10 protein-coding genes, 11 tRNA genes and 6 rRNA genes are annotated in these 21,546 nt (G+C 45.4%); 2 read left to right on the top strand and 25 right to left on the bottom strand.

Annotated features, from left to right (window positions below; translation table 11 throughout):
* Positions 1–128 precede the first annotated feature (128 nt).
* Positions 129–305: a hypothetical protein gene (locus AB9L17_RS00710; protein ID WP_375199920.1), complete on the top strand. Its 177-nt coding sequence runs from the start codon at positions 129–131 to the stop codon at positions 303–305.
* Here AB9L17_RS00710 and aceB read toward each other — a convergent pair.
* A complete protein-coding gene (gene aceB, locus AB9L17_RS00705; RefSeq protein WP_068986158.1) occupies positions 297–1,895 on the bottom strand; it encodes a malate synthase A in 1,599 nt (532 codons plus the stop codon). The two genes, AB9L17_RS00710 and aceB, sit on opposite strands and share 9 nt — an antisense overlap.
* Positions 1,896–2,005: 110 nt before the next feature.
* Positions 2,006–3,289 (bottom strand): isocitrate lyase, encoded by a 1,284-nt coding sequence (gene aceA / locus AB9L17_RS00700; RefSeq protein ID WP_068986159.1) that lies wholly within the window; start codon positions 3,287–3,289, stop codon positions 2,006–2,008.
* Between the two features lie 214 nt (positions 3,290–3,503).
* Between aceA and AB9L17_RS00695 the strand changes: the two genes are divergently transcribed.
* The gene (locus tag AB9L17_RS00695) at positions 3,504–4,175 is read left to right on the top strand and encodes a LytTR family DNA-binding domain-containing protein (RefSeq protein ID WP_223557133.1); all 672 of its coding nucleotides are present in this window, start codon (positions 3,504–3,506) and stop codon (positions 4,173–4,175) included.
* Positions 4,176–4,490: 315 nt separating this feature from the next.
* Here AB9L17_RS00695 and rrf (AB9L17_RS00690) read toward each other — a convergent pair.
* From rrf (AB9L17_RS00690) to folP, 23 genes are all read right to left on the bottom strand, one after another.
* Positions 4,491–4,606 (bottom strand): 5S ribosomal RNA (gene rrf / locus AB9L17_RS00690).
* Positions 4,607–4,914: 308 nt separating this feature from the next.
* Positions 4,915–7,842, bottom strand: a 23S ribosomal RNA gene (locus tag AB9L17_RS00685).
* Between the two features lie 90 nt (positions 7,843–7,932).
* Positions 7,933–8,008, bottom strand: a tRNA-Ala gene (locus AB9L17_RS00680).
* A 12-nt stretch (positions 8,009–8,020) separates the two neighbouring features.
* Positions 8,021–8,097, bottom strand: a tRNA-Ile gene (locus AB9L17_RS00675).
* A gap of 93 nt (positions 8,098–8,190) precedes the next feature.
* A 16S ribosomal RNA gene (locus AB9L17_RS00670) occupies positions 8,191–9,742 on the bottom strand.
* A gap of 145 nt (positions 9,743–9,887) precedes the next feature.
* Positions 9,888–9,963, bottom strand: a tRNA-Ala gene (locus AB9L17_RS00665).
* 16 nt (positions 9,964–9,979) lie between these two features.
* Positions 9,980–10,056: transfer RNA gene (locus tag AB9L17_RS00660), tRNA-Pro, on the bottom strand.
* A gap of 10 nt (positions 10,057–10,066) precedes the next feature.
* A tRNA-Arg gene (locus AB9L17_RS00655) sits at positions 10,067–10,143 on the bottom strand.
* A gap of 17 nt (positions 10,144–10,160) precedes the next feature.
* Positions 10,161–10,249: transfer RNA gene (locus AB9L17_RS00650), tRNA-Leu, on the bottom strand.
* A 5-nt stretch (positions 10,250–10,254) separates the two neighbouring features.
* Positions 10,255–10,329: transfer RNA gene (locus AB9L17_RS00645), tRNA-Gly, on the bottom strand.
* A 46-nt stretch (positions 10,330–10,375) separates the two neighbouring features.
* Positions 10,376–10,460, bottom strand: a tRNA-Leu gene (locus AB9L17_RS00640).
* Between the two features lie 20 nt (positions 10,461–10,480).
* Positions 10,481–10,556: transfer RNA gene (locus AB9L17_RS00635), tRNA-Lys, on the bottom strand.
* Positions 10,557–10,563: 7 nt separating this feature from the next.
* Positions 10,564–10,639 (bottom strand) — tRNA-Thr (locus AB9L17_RS00630).
* Positions 10,640–10,642: 3 nt separating this feature from the next.
* Positions 10,643–10,718: transfer RNA gene (locus tag AB9L17_RS00625), tRNA-Val, on the bottom strand.
* Positions 10,719–10,728: 10 nt separating this feature from the next.
* Positions 10,729–10,844: ribosomal RNA gene (gene rrf, locus AB9L17_RS00620) — 5S ribosomal RNA — on the bottom strand.
* A 115-nt stretch (positions 10,845–10,959) separates the two neighbouring features.
* Positions 10,960–13,887 (bottom strand): 23S ribosomal RNA (locus AB9L17_RS00615).
* A 181-nt stretch (positions 13,888–14,068) separates the two neighbouring features.
* A 16S ribosomal RNA gene (locus tag AB9L17_RS00610) occupies positions 14,069–15,620 on the bottom strand.
* Together the 16S, 23S and 5S rRNA genes with 11 tRNA genes alongside form the textbook arrangement of a ribosomal RNA operon.
* A 1,033-nt stretch (positions 15,621–16,653) precedes the next feature.
* Positions 16,654–16,926 carry a hypothetical protein gene (locus AB9L17_RS00605; protein WP_068986616.1) on the bottom strand — a complete coding sequence of 91 codons (273 nt, stop codon included), beginning with the start codon at positions 16,924–16,926 and terminating at the stop codon, positions 16,654–16,656.
* A 100-nt stretch (positions 16,927–17,026) separates the two neighbouring features.
* Entirely contained in the window at positions 17,027–18,529 is a 1,503-nt protein-coding gene (lysS, locus tag AB9L17_RS00600; RefSeq protein WP_223556261.1) for a lysine--tRNA ligase, read from the bottom strand.
* A 179-nt stretch (positions 18,530–18,708) separates the two neighbouring features.
* Complete coding sequence (gene dusB, locus AB9L17_RS00595; protein WP_068986614.1) at positions 18,709–19,749, bottom strand: tRNA dihydrouridine synthase DusB; 1,041 nt, start codon at positions 19,747–19,749, stop codon at positions 18,709–18,711.
* Positions 19,750–19,792: 43 nt separating this feature from the next.
* Positions 19,793–20,314 (bottom strand): 2-amino-4-hydroxy-6-hydroxymethyldihydropteridine diphosphokinase, encoded by a 522-nt coding sequence (gene folK / locus AB9L17_RS00590; protein WP_068986613.1) that lies wholly within the window; start codon positions 20,312–20,314, stop codon positions 19,793–19,795.
* Positions 20,311–20,679 (bottom strand): dihydroneopterin aldolase, encoded by a 369-nt coding sequence (folB, locus tag AB9L17_RS00585; RefSeq protein ID WP_068986612.1) that lies wholly within the window; start codon positions 20,677–20,679, stop codon positions 20,311–20,313. Before folB ends, folK begins: the two co-directional genes overlap by 4 nt.
* Positions 20,679–21,533, bottom strand: coding sequence for a dihydropteroate synthase (gene folP, locus AB9L17_RS00580; RefSeq protein WP_068986611.1), 855 nt, complete (start codon positions 21,531–21,533; stop codon positions 20,679–20,681). Before folP ends, folB begins: the two co-directional genes overlap by 1 nt.
* Positions 21,534–21,546: the final 13 nt, after the last annotated feature.

The following is a 21,546-nucleotide window of genomic DNA, read 5'->3' as shown; positions in this document are numbered from 1 at the left end:
AATAGGGTGGACTCCATTCGAGTTAGTCCACAACAATCTAGGAAAGTTGGATATGTTCGTTTAGTAGATTTGTATCTCCAATCAATTATGCCTCGGCATAATTCCGTTCGGAGACTTTGAGCCAACAAATGTTTTTTGCGCGAAAGCGTAGTGCTAACGCAGCGTCAGCAACGTGTTTTTGTCTGTGCGAAAGCGTAGCGGCAGCAACACAGCACGACGTTGGTCACTCAGTCGTTGTCACAGAACGTGGCGCTTTTAGAATGAGTTCCTCTCTTTCAGCGATTACTGAAAGAAAGTTAAGCTAATTTTTCGTAACCTGGAAGCGTCAAGAATTCGGCAAATTCATCTTGCTCAATTAATGATTTAAACAGCTCAGCAGCTTCTTCGTAGCGACCGCTGTTATAGACTTGTTCCCCAACAGCCTCTTTAATTTTCACAAGCTCTTCCTCCAAGACTTCTAGTACGAATGCCAATGTAATACCACGCCCATCCTCTAAAACACCTTTTGGATGGCGAATCCATTGCCATACTTGTGTACGAGAGATTTCTGCAGTTGCAGCATCCTCCATTAAGTTATTAATCGGTGCAGCTCCGTTGCCTCGTAGCCAAGAAGCAATGTACTGAACCCCTACACTACAGTTAATACGAAGACCTTCAAGTGTAATTGTACCTTCTGGAACAGCTACTAATTCTTCCGCTGTAACCTTTACATCCTCACGTTTTTTATGGATTTGGTTTGGTGTCGTCATAATCGCATCAAACTGTTCCATCGCCGTTGCTACCATACCTGGATGTGCTACCCAAGTTCCATCATGGCCATCTGTTGCCTCACGACGTTTATCTTCTGCAACTTTTGCAAAAGCCACAGCATTCGCATCATCATCACCCTTAACAGGGATTTGTGCTGCCATACCGCCCATCGCAGGAGCGTTACGTTTATGACATGTTTGAATACATAAAGACGTATATGCCTGCATGAATGGTACAGTCATTGTTACTTGTCCGCGGTCCGGTAAAATTACATCAGGTTGATTGCGCAGACGTTTAATATAGCTGAAAATGTAATCCCAACGTCCACAATTCAGACCCGCTGAATGTTCACGTAGTTCAAATAAAATTTCATCCATTTCAAATGCTGCTAAAATGGTTTCGATTAATACAGTAGCCTTAATTGTCCCTTTTGGAATTCCGATATAATCTTGTGCAAAAACAAAGACATCATTCCATAAGCGAGCCTCTAAATGGCTTTCAAGCTTCGGTAGGTAGAAATAAGGCCCTGTACCTTGTGCCAATGCGTTTTTAGCATTGTGGAATAAATACAGACCGAAGTCAAAGAAACTACCCGAGATCGGTTCGCCATCCACTAGTACATGCTTTTCTAGTAAATGAAGACCACGTGGACGAACTAATAATACAGCTGTTTCTTCGTTTAACTTATATGTTTTACCATTGGATGCTTGTGTGAATTCAATTGTCTTATTAATAGCATCACGCATATTAATCTGACCGCCAATCATGTTTTCCCATGTCGGAGCAGATGCATCCTCAAAGCAAGCCATGAACATTTTTGCACCAGAGTTTAGAGCATTAATAACCATTTTACGGTCAACAGGTCCTGTAATTTCTACACGACGATCTTGCAAATCTGCTGGAAGTGGTGCAATTGTCCAATCTCCCTCACGAATATGCTTTGTTTCTTGTAAGAAGTCGAGTTTCTCACCTGCATCAAGACGCTTTTGACGTTCTTGACGAGCCTCTAACAGCTCTTTTCTACGAGCATCAAATTTTTCGTGCAGGGCAAGAACAAACTCAAGGGCTTCTGGTGTTAAAATTTCTTTTGTTTGCTCGTTTTGTTCCCCAACAATTTTAAGCTTACCTGTTGTTGCTTGTTCCATCAGTTGTTTCCCCCACCTTTGCGATTTTAAATAGTCATCCTCCGCTTTAGGAGGAGCGGAGGAGACAGATCTATGATTATGAATTTAGATGTACGCGTACTTTTCCAGACTTATACGAATTGTTCTGTTTCTGTAGAGCCAGCCATCGCTGTTGTAGAAGAAGTACCACCAGAGATAACTTGAGATACTTCATCAAAGTAACCAGTACCAACTTCACGTTGGTGACGTGTAGCTGTGTAGCCTTTTGATTCTGATGCAAACTCAGCTTGTTGTAGCTTAGAGTATGCAGCCATACCATTATCTTTATAATCATGCGCAAGCTCAAACATAGAGTGGTTTAATGCATGGAAACCTGCTAATGTAACAAACTGGAATTTATAGCCTAACTTACCTAACTCGCGTTGATATTCTGCGATTTCTTCTTCTGATAGATTCGCTTTCCAGTTGAATGAAGGTGAACAGTTGTATGCTAGCAATTTACCTGGGAATTCAGCATGAATAGCTGCCGCAAATTCACGGGCTTCCTCAAGTGATGGTTTAGAAGTTTCACACCAAATCAAATCTGCATATGGCGCGTAAGCTAAACCACGAGCAATCGCTTGTTTGATGCCTGGTTTTGTACGGAAGAAGCCTTCTGGAGTACGTTCACCAGTAATAAACTCTGCATCACGCGGATCGATATCAGATGTTACCATATCAGCAGCGTCAGCATCTGTACGAGCGATTAAAATTGTATCAACACCCATTACATCTGTTGCAAGACGAGCAGCAATTAAGTTACGAACAGCATTTTGTGTTGGAAGTAAAACTTTACCACCTAGGTGACCGCATTTTTTCTCTGAAGCTAACTGGTCTTCTAAGTGAACGCCAGCAGCACCAGCTTCAATCATTCCTTTTACAAGTTCAAATACATTCAGAGGACCACCGAAGCCAGCCTCAGCATCTGCTACGATTGGAGCAAACCAATCAAATTGATCTACACGTCCTTCAGCATGATCGATTTGATCTGCACGTTGTAAAGCTTGATTAATACGCTTAACTACTGCTGGTACAGAGTTTGCTGGATATAAGGATTGGTCAGGGTACATTTGACCAGAAAGGTTAGCATCTGCAGCAACTTGCCAGCCTGATAAGTAAATTGCTTTTAATCCTGCTTTTACTTGTTGTACAGCTTGATTACCAGTTAATGCACCTAATGCATTAATGAACGGCTCTTCATGTAAAGAATTCCAAAGTCGAGCAGCACCTTTAGCTGCTAAAGTTTGTTCAAGTACAACAGAACCTTGTAACTTAACAACCTCTTCAGCTGAATAACCGCGTTCAATGCCTGCCCAACGTGGGTTTTCTTCCCACTGTTTTTCTAATGCTTGGATTTTTTCTTGACGTGTTGACATATTAAAATTCCACCTTCCCCTTTGTATACAATATACTCTGTTAAAAAACTTTCAACTAGCTGTTCCATAACAGGTTTACTTGTTGTAAATTAATATATAACAGTACATCTGAATTTTCATTATTTTTAGATAAAATACCAAATTTTAATGATGAAACTGCTTTTTTCAACGACGAAATTTGGTAAACTGTTTACAAACAAGGGGGATATTCACAATGAATAATGAGTTTAATTCTTTGCCAAAAGATATTTCACAACAGTTTATTTCAATGTTAAAAGACTGGGTTCCAGACAATTCATCCATTGCAATTGCAGCAGAAAACTCCTATATCTATTTTCATTCTGGACATCAAAACATCAACTTGGAAGTAGGCCAACAAGTACAATCAGGTAGCATCGCAGAGCAAGTTCTACGTACGAGGAAACGGACAGACGCAGTTTTAGATAATTCCTTATTCGAAACACCGTATTATGGGATAGGTTACCCTATAAACATTTTAGATGTGCCTGCAGCGCTTGTTGTAGTATTACCTTCAACCTTTACCGAAAAGAAAGTAGAGCCCTTTCAATTTTTAACTGGAAAGCAAGACGAGGAATGGAATCCTGTTGCAATTGGAAAAATCTCTCATATTGAAAGCCTGCAGAAAAAAACGTGGTTTTATGTAGAGGGGGAGCAATTTAAAACAAGTATCACACTTAAAGAGCTTCAAATGCGTTTACCTTCATTCTTTATTCGTATTCATCGATCCTATATTGTTAATATTCATTTCATTAAAAAAATGGCTAAGGACCTGACTTCCAACTTTATTGTTACTCTAACAGATGGAAGCGAGCTACCTGTCAGTCAATCCTATATCAACAATTTGAGAACAGCACTTGAATTTTAGGGACAATAGTAGAGAATAAACCTAATAGCGGGCATAAAAGATAATAAAATAAAAACTAGGGTACTTCTTGTTACAAACGGAACAACAAGTACTCTAGTTTTGTATGAAATGAAATCTCTCATCACGCGACATTCGAGGACATTTCAGCGACGTTTACCTTTTTGATTCAATGGATGACTTTATAAGTGCAACCACTTTCCTCCTTCAGATTCCACATCACCATGGAAACTCTTGTCTTTCGCTAAGAGTTTCTACTATCAAGTTATGCTGCGTGCACATAAAAAAGCCTGAGAAAAAATTCTCAGGCTTTGGTTTGCCTAGCGACGTCCTACTCTCACAGGGGGAAGCCCCCAACTACCATCGGCGCTAAAGAGCTTAACTTCCGTGTTCGGTATGGGAACGGGTGTGACCTCTTTGCCATCATCACTAGACTATTTTCGACCTCCAATATACGGCGTATTACTGCGTCAGCTTCTCTCGCTCAATCGGTCACGTACAGAGGTACGCTCCCTCATTCACTCGTTTGCTTCCTTGTACTACTTGTGTCTTGAAGCTCTCTTCGGCTTCCAATATACGTCGTATTTCTTCGTCAGCTTCTCTCGCTCAGTCAGTCACGTACTTGAGTACGCTCCTTCCCTCTCTCCATCGCTTCTTCGAACTACTCGTATCTTGAAACCCTTATATGAAAGGTTTTGTTCTTTCAAAACTGGATAAACGTGCATTGAATGTTTCAAACATTTTGGTTAAGTCCTCGATCGATTAGTATTCGTCAGCTCCATGTGTCACCACACTTCCACCTCGAACCTATCTACCTCATCGTCTTTGAGGGATCTTACTTACTTGCGTAATGGGAAATCTCATCTTGAGGGGGGCTTCATGCTTAGATGCTTTCAGCACTTATCCCGTCCACACATAGCTACCCAGCGATGCCTTTGGCAAGACAACTGGTACACCAGCGGTGTGTCCATCCCGGTCCTCTCGTACTAAGGACAGCTCCTCTCAAATTTCCTACGCCCACGACGGATAGGGACCGAACTGTCTCACGACGTTCTGAACCCAGCTCGCGTACCGCTTTAATGGGCGAACAGCCCAACCCTTGGGACCGACTACAGCCCCAGGATGCGATGAGCCGACATCGAGGTGCCAAACCTCCCCGTCGATGTGGACTCTTGGGGGAGATAAGCCTGTTATCCCCGGGGTAGCTTTTATCCGTTGAGCGATGGCCCTTCCATGCGGAACCACCGGATCACTAAGCCCGTCTTTCGACCCTGCTCGACTTGTAGGTCTCGCAGTCAAGCTCCCTTGTGCCTTTACACTCTACGAATGATTTCCAACCATTCTGAGGGAACCTTTGGGCGCCTCCGTTACCTTTTAGGAGGCGACCGCCCCAGTCAAACTGTCCGCCTGACACTGTCTCCTGCCCCGCTAAGGGGCATGGGTTAGAATTTCAATACAACCAGGGTAGTATCCCACCGACGCCTCCTTCGAAGCTGGCGCTCCGAGATCTCTGGCTCCTACCTATCCTGTACAAGTTGTACCAAAATTCAATATCAGGCTACAGTAAAGCTCCACGGGGTCTTTCCGTCCTGTCGCGGGTAACCTGCATCTTCACAGGTACTATAATTTCACCGAGTCTCTCGTTGAGACAGTGCCCAGATCGTTACGCCTTTCGTGCGGGTCGGAACTTACCCGACAAGGAATTTCGCTACCTTAGGACCGTTATAGTTACGGCCGCCGTTTACTGGGGCTTCAATTCGCAGCTTCGCTTGCGCTAACCACTCCTCTTAACCTTCCAGCACCGGGCAGGCGTCAGCCCCTATACGTCACCTTACGGTTTTGCAGAGACCTGTGTTTTTGCTAAACAGTCGCCTGGGCCTATTCACTGCGGCTCTCATGCGCTTGCACGCTCAAGAGCACCCCTTCTCCCGAAGTTACGGGGTCATTTTGCCGAGTTCCTTAACGAGAGTTCTCTCGCACACCTTAGGATTCTCTCCTCGACTACCTGTGTCGGTTTGCGGTACGGGCACCTCTCACCTCGATAGAGGCTTTTCTTGGCAGTGTGAAATCAGGAACTTCGTCCATACGGACTCGCCATCACAGCTCAACGTTACAGTGTGCGGATTTGCCTACACACACGCCTTACTGCTTGGACGCGCACAACCAACGGCGCGCTTACCCTATCCTACTGCGTCCCCCCATTTCTCAAACGGTGAGGAGGTGGTACAGGAATATCAACCTGTTGTCCATCGCCTACGCCTATCGGCCTCGGCTTAGGTCCCGACTAACCCTGAGCGGACGAGCCTTCCTCAGGAAACCTTAGTCATACGGTGGACGGGATTCTCACCCGTCTTTCGCTACTCATACCGGCATTCTCACTTCTAAGCGCTCCACCAGTCCTTCCGATCTGACTTCAACGCACTTAGAACGCTCTCCTACCACTGACATCGTAGATGTCAATCCACAGCTTCGGTGAATCGTTTAGCCCCGATACATTTTCGGCGCAGCGTCACTCGACCAGTGAGCTATTACGCACTCTTTAAATGATGGCTGCTTCTAAGCCAACATCCTGGTTGTCTGTGCAACGCCACATCCTTTTCCACTTAACGATTACTTTGGGACCTTAGCTGGTGGTCTGGGCTGTTTCCCTTTTGACTACGGATCTTATCACTCGCAGTCTGACTCCCGTGTATAAATATCTGGCATTCGGAGTTTGTCTGAATTCGGTAAACCGGGATGGCCCCCTAGTCCAAACAGTGCTCTACCTCCAGTATTCTCATCACGAGGCTAGCCCTAAAGCTATTTCGGAGAGAACCAGCTATCTCCAAGTTCGATTGGAATTTCTCCGCTACCCACACCTCATCCCCGCACTTTTCAACGTGCGTGGGTTCGGGCCTCCAGTAAGTGTTACCTCACCTTCACCCTGGACATGGGTAGATCACCTGGTTTCGGGTCTACGACCACGTACTAATTCGCCCTATTCAGACTCGCTTTCGCTGCGGCTCCGCCTTCTAAAGCTTAACCTCGCACGTAATCGTAACTCGCCGGTTCATTCTACAAAAGGCACGCTATCACCCATTAACGGGCTCTAACTACTTGTAGGCACACGGTTTCAGGATCTCTTTCACTCCCCTTCCGGGGTGCTTTTCACCTTTCCCTCACGGTACTGGTTCACTATCGGTCACTAGGTAGTATTTAGCCTTGGGAGATGGTCCTCCCGGATTCCGACGGAATTTCACGTGTTCCGCCGTACTCAGGATCCACTCAGGAGAGAACGAACTTTCGACTACAGGGCTTTTACCTGCTCTGGCGGACCTTTCCAAGTCGCTTCATCTAACTCGCTCTTTTGTAACTCCGTATTGAGTGTCCTACAACCCCAAGAGGCAAGCCTCTTGGTTTGGGCTCTTCCCGTTTCGCTCGCCGCTACTCAGGGAATCGATTTTTCTTTCTCTTCCTCCAGGTACTTAGATGTTTCAGTTCCCTGGGTCTGCCTTCAAGACGCTATGTATTCACGTCAAGATACTACGCGATTAAACGTAGTGGGTTCCCCCATTCGGAAATCTCCGGATCAAAGCTCACTTACAGCTCCCCGAAGCATATCGGTGTTAGTGCCGTCCTTCTTCGGCTCCTAGTGCCAAGGCATTCGCCGTGCGCCCTTAATAACTTAACCAAGTTATTAAGCCTATAAAAAACTTAAAAAAATAAATGTGTTTGTTACAATTTCAATGTCGTTTTATCCAGTTTTCAAAGAACAAAAAAATGGTGGAGCCTAGCGGGATCGAACCGCTGACCTCCTGCGTGCAAGGCAGGCGCTCTCCCAGCTGAGCTAAGGCCCCAAGAGGTATATATGGTGGGCCTAAATGGACTCGAACCATCGACCTCACGCTTATCAGGCGTGCGCTCTAACCAGCTGAGCTATAGGCCCTCTTAGAAGTTTTATTTTTTTCATAAACCTTCAAAACTGAACGCAAAACGTAATCTTACAAACCCTAGGTTTGTATTCCGAAAATATCCTTAGAAAGGAGGTGATCCAGCCGCACCTTCCGATACGGCTACCTTGTTACGACTTCACCCCAATCATCTATCCCACCTTCGGCGGCTGGCTCCAAAAGGTTACCCCACCGACTTCGGGTGTTACAAACTCTCGTGGTGTGACGGGCGGTGTGTACAAGGCCCGGGAACGTATTCACCGCGGCATGCTGATCCGCGATTACTAGCGATTCCGGCTTCATGTAGGCGAGTTGCAGCCTACAATCCGAACTGAGAACGACTTTATCGGATTAGCTCCCTCTCGCGAGTTGGCAACCGTTTGTATCGTCCATTGTAGCACGTGTGTAGCCCAGGTCATAAGGGGCATGATGATTTGACGTCATCCCCACCTTCCTCCGGTTTGTCACCGGCAGTCACCTTAGAGTGCCCAACTAAATGATGGCAACTAAGATCAAGGGTTGCGCTCGTTGCGGGACTTAACCCAACATCTCACGACACGAGCTGACGACAACCATGCACCACCTGTCACCGTTGTCCCCGAAGGGAAAACCATATCTCTACAGTGGTCAACGGGATGTCAAGACCTGGTAAGGTTCTTCGCGTTGCTTCGAATTAAACCACATGCTCCACCGCTTGTGCGGGCCCCCGTCAATTCCTTTGAGTTTCAGTCTTGCGACCGTACTCCCCAGGCGGAGTGCTTAATGCGTTAGCTGCAGCACTAAGGGGCGGAAACCCCCTAACACTTAGCACTCATCGTTTACGGCGTGGACTACCAGGGTATCTAATCCTGTTTGCTCCCCACGCTTTCGCGCCTCAGCGTCAGTTACAGACCAGAAAGTCGCCTTCGCCACTGGTGTTCCTCCAAATCTCTACGCATTTCACCGCTACACTTGGAATTCCACTTTCCTCTTCTGCACTCAAGTCCCCCAGTTTCCAATGACCCTCCACGGTTGAGCCGTGGGCTTTCACATCAGACTTAAAGGACCGCCTGCGCGCGCTTTACGCCCAATAATTCCGGACAACGCTTGCCACCTACGTATTACCGCGGCTGCTGGCACGTAGTTAGCCGTGGCTTTCTAATAAGGTACCGTCAAGGTACAGCCAGTTACTACTGTACTTGTTCTTCCCTTACAACAGAGTTTTACGATCCGAAAACCTTCTTCACTCACGCGGCGTTGCTCCATCAGGCTTTCGCCCATTGTGGAAGATTCCCTACTGCTGCCTCCCGTAGGAGTCTGGGCCGTGTCTCAGTCCCAGTGTGGCCGATCACCCTCTCAGGTCGGCTACGCATCGTCGCCTTGGTGAGCCGTTACCTCACCAACTAGCTAATGCGCCGCGGGCCCATCTTATAGCGACAGCCGAAACCGTCTTTCAGTATTTCACCATGAAGTAAAATAGATTATTCGGTATTAGCCCCGGTTTCCCGGAGTTATCCCAAACTATAAGGTAGGTTGCCCACGTGTTACTCACCCGTCCGCCGCTAACATCAAAGGAGCAAGCTCCTTCTCTGTCCGCTCGACTTGCATGTATTAGGCACGCCGCCAGCGTTCGTCCTGAGCCAGGATCAAACTCTCCATAAAAAGAAATTTGATTAGCTCAAATTGTTTTGCTGGCATCATGTTTGATGTCCAAAATTTTGTTTCGTTCACTAACTCAAGGTTAGCTACTAAAAACTTTATTGATTACGTTTTGCTTGTTCAGTTTTCAAGGTTCATTTATTTTAATTGGTGGAGCCTAGCGGGATCGAACCGCTGACCTCCTGCGTGCAAGGCAGGCGCTCTCCCAGCTGAGCTAAGGCCCCAAAATTTAAGAAAAAATGGTCGGAATGACAGGATTCGAACCTACGACCCCTTGGTCCCAAACCAAGTGCTCTACCAAGCTGAGCTACATTCCGTTTGTTTTATTGGCGCGCCCGGCAGGAGTCGAACCCACAACCTTCTGATCCGTAGTCAGACGCTCTATCCAATTGAGCTACGGGCGCTAATTATAAAAATAAAATGGTGCCGAGGGCCGGAATCGAACCGGCACGGTAGTCACCTACCGCAGGATTTTAAGTCCTGTGCGTCTGCCAGTTCCGCCACCCCGGCACATTTGGAGCGGAAGACGAGGTTCGAACTCGCGACCCCCACCTTGGCAAGGTGGTGTTCTACCACTGAACTACTTCCGCATGTGCATAAGATTTATTTATCCTGGCAATTATGAAATTCTAAAAATGGTGCGGGTGAAGGGAGTCGAACCCCCACGCCTTGCGGCGCTAGATCCTAAGTCTAGTGCGTCTGCCAATTCCGCCACACCCGCATATTTTGTTGGCAATTAAATGGTGAGCCATGAAGGACTCGAACCTTCGACCCTCTGATTAAAAGTCAGATGCTCTACCAACTGAGCTAATGGCTCAAAACTATGGTGCCGGCGATAGGAGTCGAACCCACGACCTACTGATTACAAGTCAGTTGCTCTACCAACTGAGCTACACCGGCAAATGGTGGAGGATGACGGGCTCGAACCGCCGACCCCCTGCTTGTAAGGCAGGTGCTCTCCCAGCTGAGCTAATCCTCCTGGGTATAATGCCTAGCGACGTCCTACTCTCACAGGGGGAAGCCCCCAACTACCATCGGCGCTAAAGAGCTTAACTTCCGTGTTCGGTATGGGAACGGGTGTGACCTCTTTGCCATCATCACTAGACTATTTTAAAGACAAGATTTATTATAACACATTTTGTTATAATTGCAAGCTTTTTTTAAAAAACTTTCTTGTTCTTTCAAAACTGGATAAACGTGCATTGAATGTTTCAAACATTTTGGTTAAGTCCTCGATCGATTAGTATTCGTCAGCTCCATGTGTCACCACACTTCCACCTCGAACCTATCTACCTCATCGTCTTTGAGGGATCTTACTTACTTGCGTAATGGGAAATCTCATCTTGAGGGGGGCTTCATGCTTAGATGCTTTCAGCACTTATCCCGTCCACACATAGCTACCCAGCGATGCCTTTGGCAAGACAACTGGTACACCAGCGGTGTGTCCATCCCGGTCCTCTCGTACTAAGGACAGCTCCTCTCAAATTTCCTACGCCCACGACGGATAGGGACCGAACTGTCTCACGACGTTCTGAACCCAGCTCGCGTACCGCTTTAATGGGCGAACAGCCCAACCCTTGGGACCGACTACAGCCCCAGGATGCGATGAGCCGACATCGAGGTGCCAAACCTCCCCGTCGATGTGGACTCTTGGGGGAGATAAGCCTGTTATCCCCGGGGTAGCTTTTATCCGTTGAGCGATGGCCCTTCCATGCGGAACCACCGGATCACTAAGCCCGTCTTTCGACCCTGCTCGACTTGTAGGTCTCGCAGTCAAGCTCCCTTGTGCCTTTACACTCTACGAATGATTTCCAACCATTCTGAGGGAACCTTTGGGCGCCTCCGTTACCTTTTAGGAGGCGACCGCCCCAGTCAAACTGTCCGCCTGACACTGTCTCCTGCCCCGCTAAGGGGCATGGGTTAGAATTTCAATACAACCAGGGTAGTATCCCACCGACGCCTCCTTCGAAGCTGGCGCTCCGAGATCTCTGGCTCCTACCTATCCTGTACAAGTTGTACCAAAATTCAATATCAGGCTACAGTAAAGCTCCACGGGGTCTTTCCGTCCTGTCGCGGGTAACCTGCATCTTCACAGGTACTATAATTTCACCGAGTCTCTCGTTGAGACAGTGCCCAGATCGTTACGCCTTTCGTGCGGGTCGGAACTTACCCGACAAGGAATTTCGCTACCTTAGGACCGTTATAGTTACGGCCGCCGTTTACTGGGGCTTCAATTCGCAGCTTCGCTTGCGCTAACCACTCCTCTTAACCTTCCAGCACCGGGCAGGCGTCAGCCCCTATACGTCACCTTACGGTTTTGCAGAGACCTGTGTTTTTGCTAAACAGTCGCCTGGGCCTATTCACTGCGGCTCTCATGCGCTTGCACGCTCAAGAGCACCCCTTCTCCCGAAGTTACGGGGTCATTTTGCCGAGTTCCTTAACGAGAGTTCTCTCGCACACCTTAGGATTCTCTCCTCGACTACCTGTGTCGGTTTGCGGTACGGGCACCTCTCACCTCGATAGAGGCTTTTCTTGGCAGTGTGAAATCAGGAACTTCGTCCATACGGACTCGCCATCACAGCTCAACGTTACAGTGTGCGGATTTGCCTACACACACGCCTTACTGCTTGGACGCGCACAACCAACGGCGCGCTTACCCTATCCTACTGCGTCCCCCCATTTCTCAAACGGTGAGGAGGTGGTACAGGAATATCAACCTGTTGTCCATCGCCTACGCCTATCGGCCTCGGCTTAGGTCCCGACTAACCCTGAGCGGACGAGCCTTCCTCAGGAAACCTTAGTCATACGGTGGACGGGATTCTCACCCGTCTTTCGCTACTCATACCGGCATTCTCACTTCTAAGCGCTCCACCAGTCCTTCCGATCTGACTTCAACGCACTTAGAACGCTCTCCTACCACTGACATCGTAGATGTCAATCCACAGCTTCGGTGAATCGTTTAGCCCCGATACATTTTCGGCGCAGCGTCACTCGACCAGTGAGCTATTACGCACTCTTTAAATGATGGCTGCTTCTAAGCCAACATCCTGGTTGTCTGTGCAACGCCACATCCTTTTCCACTTAACGATTACTTTGGGACCTTAGCTGGTGGTCTGGGCTGTTTCCCTTTTGACTACGGATCTTATCACTCGCAGTCTGACTCCCGTGTATAAATATCTGGCATTCGGAGTTTGTCTGAATTCGGTAAACCGGGATGGCCCCCTAGTCCAAACAGTGCTCTACCTCCAGTATTCTCATCACGAGGCTAGCCCTAAAGCTATTTCGGAGAGAACCAGCTATCTCCAAGTTCGATTGGAATTTCTCCGCTACCCACACCTCATCCCCGCACTTTTCAACGTGCGTGGGTTCGGGCCTCCAGTAAGTGTTACCTCACCTTCACCCTGGACATGGGTAGATCACCTGGTTTCGGGTCTACGACCACGTACTAATTCGCCCTATTCAGACTCGCTTTCGCTGCGGCTCCGCCTTCTAAAGCTTAACCTCGCACGTAATCGTAACTCGCCGGTTCATTCTACAAAAGGCACGCTATCACCCATTAACGGGCTCTAACTACTTGTAGGCACACGGTTTCAGGATCTCTTTCACTCCCCTTCCGGGGTGCTTTTCACCTTTCCCTCACGGTACTGGTTCACTATCGGTCACTAGGTAGTATTTAGCCTTGGGAGATGGTCCTCCCGGATTCCGACGGAATTTCACGTGTTCCGCCGTACTCAGGATCCACTCAGGAGAGAACGAACTTTCGACTACAGGGCTTTTACCTGCTCTGGCGGACCTTTCCAAGTCGCTTCATCTAACTCGCTCTTTTGTAACTCCGTATTGAGTGTCCTACAACCCCAAGAGGCAAGCCTCTTGGTTTGGGCTCTTCCCGTTTCGCTCGCCGCTACTCAGGGAATCGATTTTTCTTTCTCTTCCTCCAGGTACTTAGATGTTTCAGTTCCCTGGGTCTGCCTTCAAGACGCTATGTATTCACGTCAAGATACTACGCGATTAAACGTAGTGGGTTCCCCCATTCGGAAATCTCCGGATCAAAGCTCACTTACAGCTCCCCGAAGCATATCGGTGTTAGTGCCGTCCTTCTTCGGCTCCTAGTGCCAAGGCATTCGCCGTGCGCCCTTAATAACTTAACCAAGTTATTAAGCCTATAAAAAACTTAAAAAAATAAATGTGTTTGTTACAATTTCAATGTCGTTTTATCCAGTTTTCAAAGAACAAGTTTTGAAGTATTTCATTCAGAAGAATGAACCTTCAAAACTGAACGCAAAACGTAATCTTACAAACCCTAGGTTTGTATTCCGAAAATATCCTTAGAAAGGAGGTGATCCAGCCGCACCTTCCGATACGGCTACCTTGTTACGACTTCACCCCAATCATCTATCCCACCTTCGGCGGCTGGCTCCAAAAGGTTACCCCACCGACTTCGGGTGTTACAAACTCTCGTGGTGTGACGGGCGGTGTGTACAAGGCCCGGGAACGTATTCACCGCGGCATGCTGATCCGCGATTACTAGCGATTCCGGCTTCATGTAGGCGAGTTGCAGCCTACAATCCGAACTGAGAACGACTTTATCGGATTAGCTCCCTCTCGCGAGTTGGCAACCGTTTGTATCGTCCATTGTAGCACGTGTGTAGCCCAGGTCATAAGGGGCATGATGATTTGACGTCATCCCCACCTTCCTCCGGTTTGTCACCGGCAGTCACCTTAGAGTGCCCAACTAAATGATGGCAACTAAGATCAAGGGTTGCGCTCGTTGCGGGACTTAACCCAACATCTCACGACACGAGCTGACGACAACCATGCACCACCTGTCACCGTTGTCCCCGAAGGGAAAACCATATCTCTACAGTGGTCAACGGGATGTCAAGACCTGGTAAGGTTCTTCGCGTTGCTTCGAATTAAACCACATGCTCCACCGCTTGTGCGGGCCCCCGTCAATTCCTTTGAGTTTCAGTCTTGCGACCGTACTCCCCAGGCGGAGTGCTTAATGCGTTAGCTGCAGCACTAAGGGGCGGAAACCCCCTAACACTTAGCACTCATCGTTTACGGCGTGGACTACCAGGGTATCTAATCCTGTTTGCTCCCCACGCTTTCGCGCCTCAGCGTCAGTTACAGACCAGAAAGTCGCCTTCGCCACTGGTGTTCCTCCAAATCTCTACGCATTTCACCGCTACACTTGGAATTCCACTTTCCTCTTCTGCACTCAAGTCCCCCAGTTTCCAATGACCCTCCACGGTTGAGCCGTGGGCTTTCACATCAGACTTAAAGGACCGCCTGCGCGCGCTTTACGCCCAATAATTCCGGACAACGCTTGCCACCTACGTATTACCGCGGCTGCTGGCACGTAGTTAGCCGTGGCTTTCTAATAAGGTACCGTCAAGGTACAGCCAGTTACTACTGTACTTGTTCTTCCCTTACAACAGAGTTTTACGATCCGAAAACCTTCTTCACTCACGCGGCGTTGCTCCATCAGGCTTTCGCCCATTGTGGAAGATTCCCTACTGCTGCCTCCCGTAGGAGTCTGGGCCGTGTCTCAGTCCCAGTGTGGCCGATCACCCTCTCAGGTCGGCTACGCATCGTCGCCTTGGTGAGCCGTTACCTCACCAACTAGCTAATGCGCCGCGGGCCCATCTTATAGCGACAGCCGAAACCGTCTTTCAGTATTTCACCATGAAGTAAAATAGATTATTCGGTATTAGCCCCGGTTTCCCGGAGTTATCCCAAACTATAAGGTAGGTTGCCCACGTGTTACTCACCCGTCCGCCGCTAACATCAAAGGAGCAAGCTCCTTCTCTGTCCGCTCGACTTGCATGTATTAGGCACGCCGCCAGCGTTCGTCCTGAGCCAGGATCAAACTCTCCATAAAAAGAAATTTGATTAGCTCAAATTGTTTTGCTGGCATCATGTTTGATGTCCAAAATTTTGTTTCGTTCACTAACTCTGGGTTAGTTACTAAAAACTTTATTGATTACGTTTTGCTTGTTCAGTTTTCAAGGTTCATTTCGTCGCCGTTTCATTTCAGCAACTTTTATATCATAACATTTCTTATTTTTGTTGTCAACTTCTTTTTTTAGAAGTTTTTTGCTCCTTTTCAGAAGCGACAACTCTTATATAATATCACTCTCGGTTATCGATGTCAACATCTTTTTGAAATGTTTTTTCGAAGCCGTTTTTGTTCTTGCGTCGTTTTAACGACAAGTAATAATTTATCACGATTTCATTACATCCGCAAGTGTTTTTTTGCTATAAAATTATCTTTTTTTTAAAATAATTAGTTAGTAAGCTATTTTGTGTTTTTTCGAGTAATAAACAACTCTTGTAATCTTCTAGCTACTACTTTATTTGTTTTACTATACATCTCTTTCTCATAAATCTCAACAAGCTAAATCAATTATGTCTCAGCATAATCGCGTCCGGAATCGACTTTGTGCTCAGGCCTGCCGATGTTTTTTGTGCGAAAGCGAAGCAACACGACGTTGATCTCTCAGGCGTTTTCACAGGATGTGAAGCTCTTAGCCTGAGTCCCCCTATTTCAGCCGGTGTTTGGATACACGCCGAAAAGTGACTTAAAACCGCATTCATCATCTCACCATCTATAGCGGCAGGAGACTGCTGTACCTGTCGCTACGCTTTCGGTACAAAAAACATTTGCTGAAAGAAGTTAAGCTCTAGTCCTTTTTAAACTACTCATTCTTCAGCCTTCCTCAATAATGCCTCAAAGTTACCAGCTGGCTATTCCTACACATCTGGAACGCACCTACGTCATCTACACATTACCCTAACAAATACTCAATAGCGAAAACAGGAGCCAAAGTGCTTCTCCTGCACCTTGACTCCTGCTTATCATGTTTGTCCCTTATCAAATGAAACAATTCATTTTTCTTAAAGAAACTACTACATTAATCATTTTGTTTTTCAACTATACTTAGACACCAAGAGAAATTATCCCACGCAGAATACCAGCCACTGAAAACTTCGGAAGAATCATCCCAACGGACGTCGAATTTTTTCTGACCGTCAATATCTACTAAATATAAAGTAAGGGTCGGATCTACTTTAGAAACCGCTAACTTCATACCGTTTTCAAGTTCTTCTTCAGTTAACGTAACATCTGAAACTGAACGTACTTGTGCCTGTTCAAATACTTGTTTGTTAAAGATTTTGTAATTCATTACAAGCCCCCAATAAAACTTCTGTTACTATTTATTATTTTTATCTGCAAAACATAGTACTCTAAAAGTATAACCTATATTCATTCATCTTTAAAAACACTTATTTAGTAATGTGGCGCATTGTTGGGAATAATAATACGTCACGGATTGAAGGTGAATTTGTAAGAAGCATGATTAAACGGTCGATACCAATACCTAACCCACCTGTTGGAGGCATACCGTATTCTAATGCTTCAATGAAATCATTGTCCATTTCATGCGCTTCGTCGTTACCAGCTGCTTTTTCAGCTAACTGAGCTTCAAAACGTTCACGTTGGTCAATAGGATCATTTAGTTCTGTAAAGGCATTTGCATGCTCACGTCGAACGATAAATAGTTCAAAACGGTCAGTGAAACGCTCGTCCTCTGGATTTTTCTTTGCTAGAGGTGAGATTTCTACTGGATGACCATAAACAAACGTAGGCTGAACAAGAGTTTCCTCAATCTTTTGTTCGAAGAACTCGTTAATAATATGTCCTACCTCATGTGTTTCTTTAACTTCTACTCCATGTTCTTTAGCAAGAGCTTGAGCTTGTTCCTTAGTCATAGGTTGCCAGAAGTCTACACCTGTAGCTTCTTTTACTGCATCTACCATATGAACTCGTTTCCAACCTACAGCAAGGTTAATGTCATCTTCACCGTATTGAACTGTAGTTGTCCCAAGAACTTCTTGAGCTACATGGGCAATAAGGTTTTCTGTTAGAGACATAATATCTTTATAGTCTGCATAAGCTTCATACAGCTCTATCATTGTGAATTCAGGGTTGTGGCGTGTTGAGATCCCTTCATTCCGGAAAACACGACCAATTTCATATACTTTTTCAAGTCCACCAACAATTAGACGTTTCAAATGCAGTTCAATAGCAATACGCATGTATAATTCCATATCAAGTGCATTGTGGTGTGTAATAAATGGACGAGCCGCTGCACCACCCGCAATTGTATGAAGCATTGGTGTTTCAACTTCTAAATAACCTGCATTATCCAAGTAGTTGCGAATGGCACGAATAATTTTAGAACGTGTAATGAATGTAGTTTTACTATCCTCATTCGTCATTAAATCTAAATAACGTTGACGGTAACGTTGTTCAACATCTTGTAAGCCATGGAATTTTTCCGGCATAGGGCGTAAAGCTTTTGATAGGAATGTAAACTCTTCAGCCTTTACCGAAAGCTCTCCTACTTGTGTTCGGAAAACATTACCACGAATCCCTACGATATCACCAAGGTCAGCTTGTTTAAATAATTCATACGCTTCTTCGCCAACGTGATCCTGACGAACGTAAATTTGAATTTGGCCAGCTAGATCTTGAATATGTGCAAAGCCAGCTTTTCCTTTACCACGCTTCGTCATAATACGACCCGCGATAATCACTTCTTGTAGGTTTTCCTCTAGCTGCTCTTTTGATTGATCTGCAAATTGTTCACGTACTTCTGTTGATAAATGTGTACGTTCAAAACGACTACCAAATGGGTCTTGACCATTTTCTCGAATAGCCGTCATTTTTTGGCGTCTCACCAAAAGCTGATCATTTAATTCTTCTATGTTTGACACTTGTTTCACTCCTTATTAAATTGTCCGCGTTTACGTCCATAATATTTCTATTGTACACAATTTTATTGCTGTAATCATCTGTTTCGGTTTAATTTCCATATAAGAAGAAATGATTAATAATTCTAAAAATTAAAGTTGGCAGAAAAATCGACGCCTCTAAACGAACAGCGAGACGCCTTTTTAATATATTAAATAATTAATTCTTTTGCTTCTGGTACTATTAATTTAGATTCACACTCTTCATAGTCTTGTACAAGTCCATTTAATAGCGCACGAAGATCTGCCGCAGTTTCAGTTTGGTTAATCGCTTTTCGCGCTTTACCATTACCGCGAATACCTTTTAAATACCATGAAGCATGTTTACGCATTTCACGTACCGCCACACCTTCTCCTTTTAATTGCATGAGGCGTTCAAAGTGAAGCAAGCACACATCAATTTTTTCACGTACACTTGGCTCTTCCTTTAGCTCACCAGTTTCAAGGTATTGAACTGTACGATAAATCATCCATGGATTACCTAAAGCAGCACGTCCAATCATTACGGCATCCACCCCGGTAGTGTCAAGCATACGTTTTGCATCTTGAGGAGTTTCTACATCACCATTACCAAGAACAGGGATTTTCACATTTTCCTTCACTCGGCGAATGATATCCCAATTTGCTTTTCCTTCGTACATTTGTACACGCGTACGTCCATGAACAGCTACCGCTGAAGCACCAGCACGTTCGGCGGCTTGTGCGTTCTCAACAGCAAAGATATGCTCGTCATCCCAACCAATACGCATTTTTACGCTGACAGGTTTTTTTACTGCATCTACAACAGCCGCTACCATTTCATATAATTTATTCGGATCTAAAAGTAAACGAGCGCCCGCTTCACATTTAATAATTTTATTAACTGGGCAGCCCATATTAATATCGATAATATCAGCAGTTGTGTTTTCATCTACATACTTGGCTGCTTCCACTAGTGTTGCCTTATCACCACCAAAAATTTGTAATGAAAGTGGATTTTCACGCTCATCGATATAAAGCATGCCTAGTGTTTTTTCGTTCTTCTGGACAATCCCTTTATCACTAATCATTTCTGCATATACTAGCCCTGCTCCGAACTCTTTAACAGTTAAACGGAAAGCAGAGTTACAAATTCCAGCCATTGGTGCTAATACGACACGGTTGTCCATGACAATATCGCCAATTTGAAACGGCTTCTCCGTTGTCTGACTCAACGTTGTTTTCCTCCTTCTATAGGTTTTACCTAATCCTATATATCTAATTAACAGACTGGATAAATTTCAGCTCTGTTGATACTTGCCATAAAGTTACGCCTTCTTTTTCACAATCCACCTGTTGCATTATATCGTGTGCCTTTTGCAGCTGTTTTCCAACCGGTATAGGCGCAATTTCTATCAGTGGTACTAGTACAAAAGCTCGTTCATACATTCTTGGATGCGGAACAACTAAGCTCTCTGTTTCAATATTTTCGTGATTGAAAAGCAAAATGTCAAGGTCAATGATTCGAGGGCCCCAACGAAACTCACGAACACGCCCTAGTTCATTTTCAACCCATTGGCAAATTTTCAGCATTTCGGAAGATGAATAACTCGTTTTAATATGAACTGCAATATTTAAAAAATCGGCTTGGTTAGTGTAGCCTACAGCAGCTGTTTCATAAACTGAAGAAGTGTGCACAACATCAATTTCCGCTTTGTCCATTAAAAGTTTAACAGCGAGCTGGAGGTTTTCAAATCTGTCTCCCATATTTGTACCGATCGATAAATACACATCATTCATTCGTAATCACCTCTCGTTACCTCAACTGATACTTCTTTATAATAGCCATGTATTGGCGGGTCTGGTTTAATAAGCTCCACTCGAACACCCTTAACCTTTTCTGAGTATGTTTCTAGGATACTATTTGCTATTTTCGATACAAGTGCTTCGATAAGCTTGAACGGCTCACCTTCCACGATATCACGACATAACGCATAAACCTCTGCATAGTTCACCGTATAATTTAAGTCATCAGTTTCCCCTGCCGTTGTCATATCTACAGCAAGTGAAACATTAGCACGAAAGCGTTGACCGAGTGTAGTTTCCGCTGCTAAAACACCGTGATAGCCGTAAAACTGCATATCCTTTAAATGAATATAATCCATCACACTTCCTCCTTATAAATACGTTTACCTACTAATATATCAGCCATATAAGTAGCTCGCGCCATTTCCCTTACATCATGCACACGAATCATATGGCATCCCTTCTCAATACCATAAACAACTGTTGCGCCTGTACCTTCTACACGCTCCTCAACAGGTAGCTTCAAAACATGACCAATCATTGATTTACGGGAAGTTGCTAGCAAAACAGGATAACCCATTGCTACTAAGTCCTCTAAATGCTGCATCATTTCAATATTTTGGGCAGTTGTTTTAGCAAAGCCTATTCCTGGGTCCAAAATAATATGGTGATCTGGTATACCTGCATTATGAGCAATAGCAATACTCTTCTCTAAATCGGCCTTTGCCGTTACCCAAAAATCAGTTCCATAATCAGTGTTTTCTCGATTATGCATTAAAATAATCGGTACATTTAAATCTGCAGCAACTTGAGCGATCTCAGGATCTGCTTTTGCTCCCCAAATATCATTAATAATATGTGCACCAGCTTCAATAGCTGCTCGTGCGACGTTCGCTTTATACGTATCAACCGATATAACCGCTGGTACTTCAGCTGCTAGCGCTTGTATAACAGGTACAATACGCGCAATTTCATCTTCATCTGAAATACGCTCATAACCTGGGCGTGTTGATTCTCCGCCAACATCAATAATTTTAGCACCCTCTGCTACCATTTTTTTCGCTTGGGCTACAGCAGTTTCAACACTATTGTACTTTCCTCCATCTGAAAATGAATCTGGCGTGACATTTAAAATACCCATCACGAAAGTTTCTGCTGTATAGTCTAACGTGATACCGTTAATAGTTAATGGTGTTGTATATTTTTCTAGCATGTTAACGCTCCTT

Source organism: Lysinibacillus sp. RS11, assembly GCF_042019215.1.
Lineage (GTDB): Bacteria > Bacillota > Bacilli > Bacillales_A > Planococcaceae > Lysinibacillus > Lysinibacillus xylanilyticus_A.
This window is presented reverse-complemented; position numbering and strand designations above follow the sequence as displayed.

Excerpts from the sequence above, each read along its gene's own strand:
- aceA (WP_068986159.1), bottom strand. The coding sequence starts at position 3,289 with ATGTCAACACGTCAAGAAAAAATCCAAGCATTAGAAAAACAGTGGGAA.
- folB (WP_068986612.1), bottom strand. The coding sequence starts at position 20,679 with ATGGATTATATTCATTTAAAGGATATGCAGTTTTACGGCTATCACGGT.
- folK (WP_068986613.1), bottom strand. The coding sequence starts at position 20,314 with ATGAATGATGTGTATTTATCGATCGGTACAAATATGGGAGACAGATTT.
- folP (WP_068986611.1), bottom strand. The coding sequence starts at position 21,533 with ATGCTAGAAAAATATACAACACCATTAACTATTAACGGTATCACGTTA.
- AB9L17_RS00605 (WP_068986616.1), bottom strand. The coding sequence starts at position 16,926 with ATGAATTACAAAATCTTTAACAAACAAGTATTTGAACAGGCACAAGTA.
- AB9L17_RS00695 (WP_223557133.1), top strand. The coding sequence starts at position 3,504 with ATGAATAATGAGTTTAATTCTTTGCCAAAAGATATTTCACAACAGTTT.
- AB9L17_RS00710 (WP_375199920.1), top strand. The coding sequence starts at position 129 with ATGTTTTTTGCGCGAAAGCGTAGTGCTAACGCAGCGTCAGCAACGTGT.
- aceB (WP_068986158.1), bottom strand. The coding sequence starts at position 1,895 with ATGGAACAAGCAACAACAGGTAAGCTTAAAATTGTTGGGGAACAAAAC.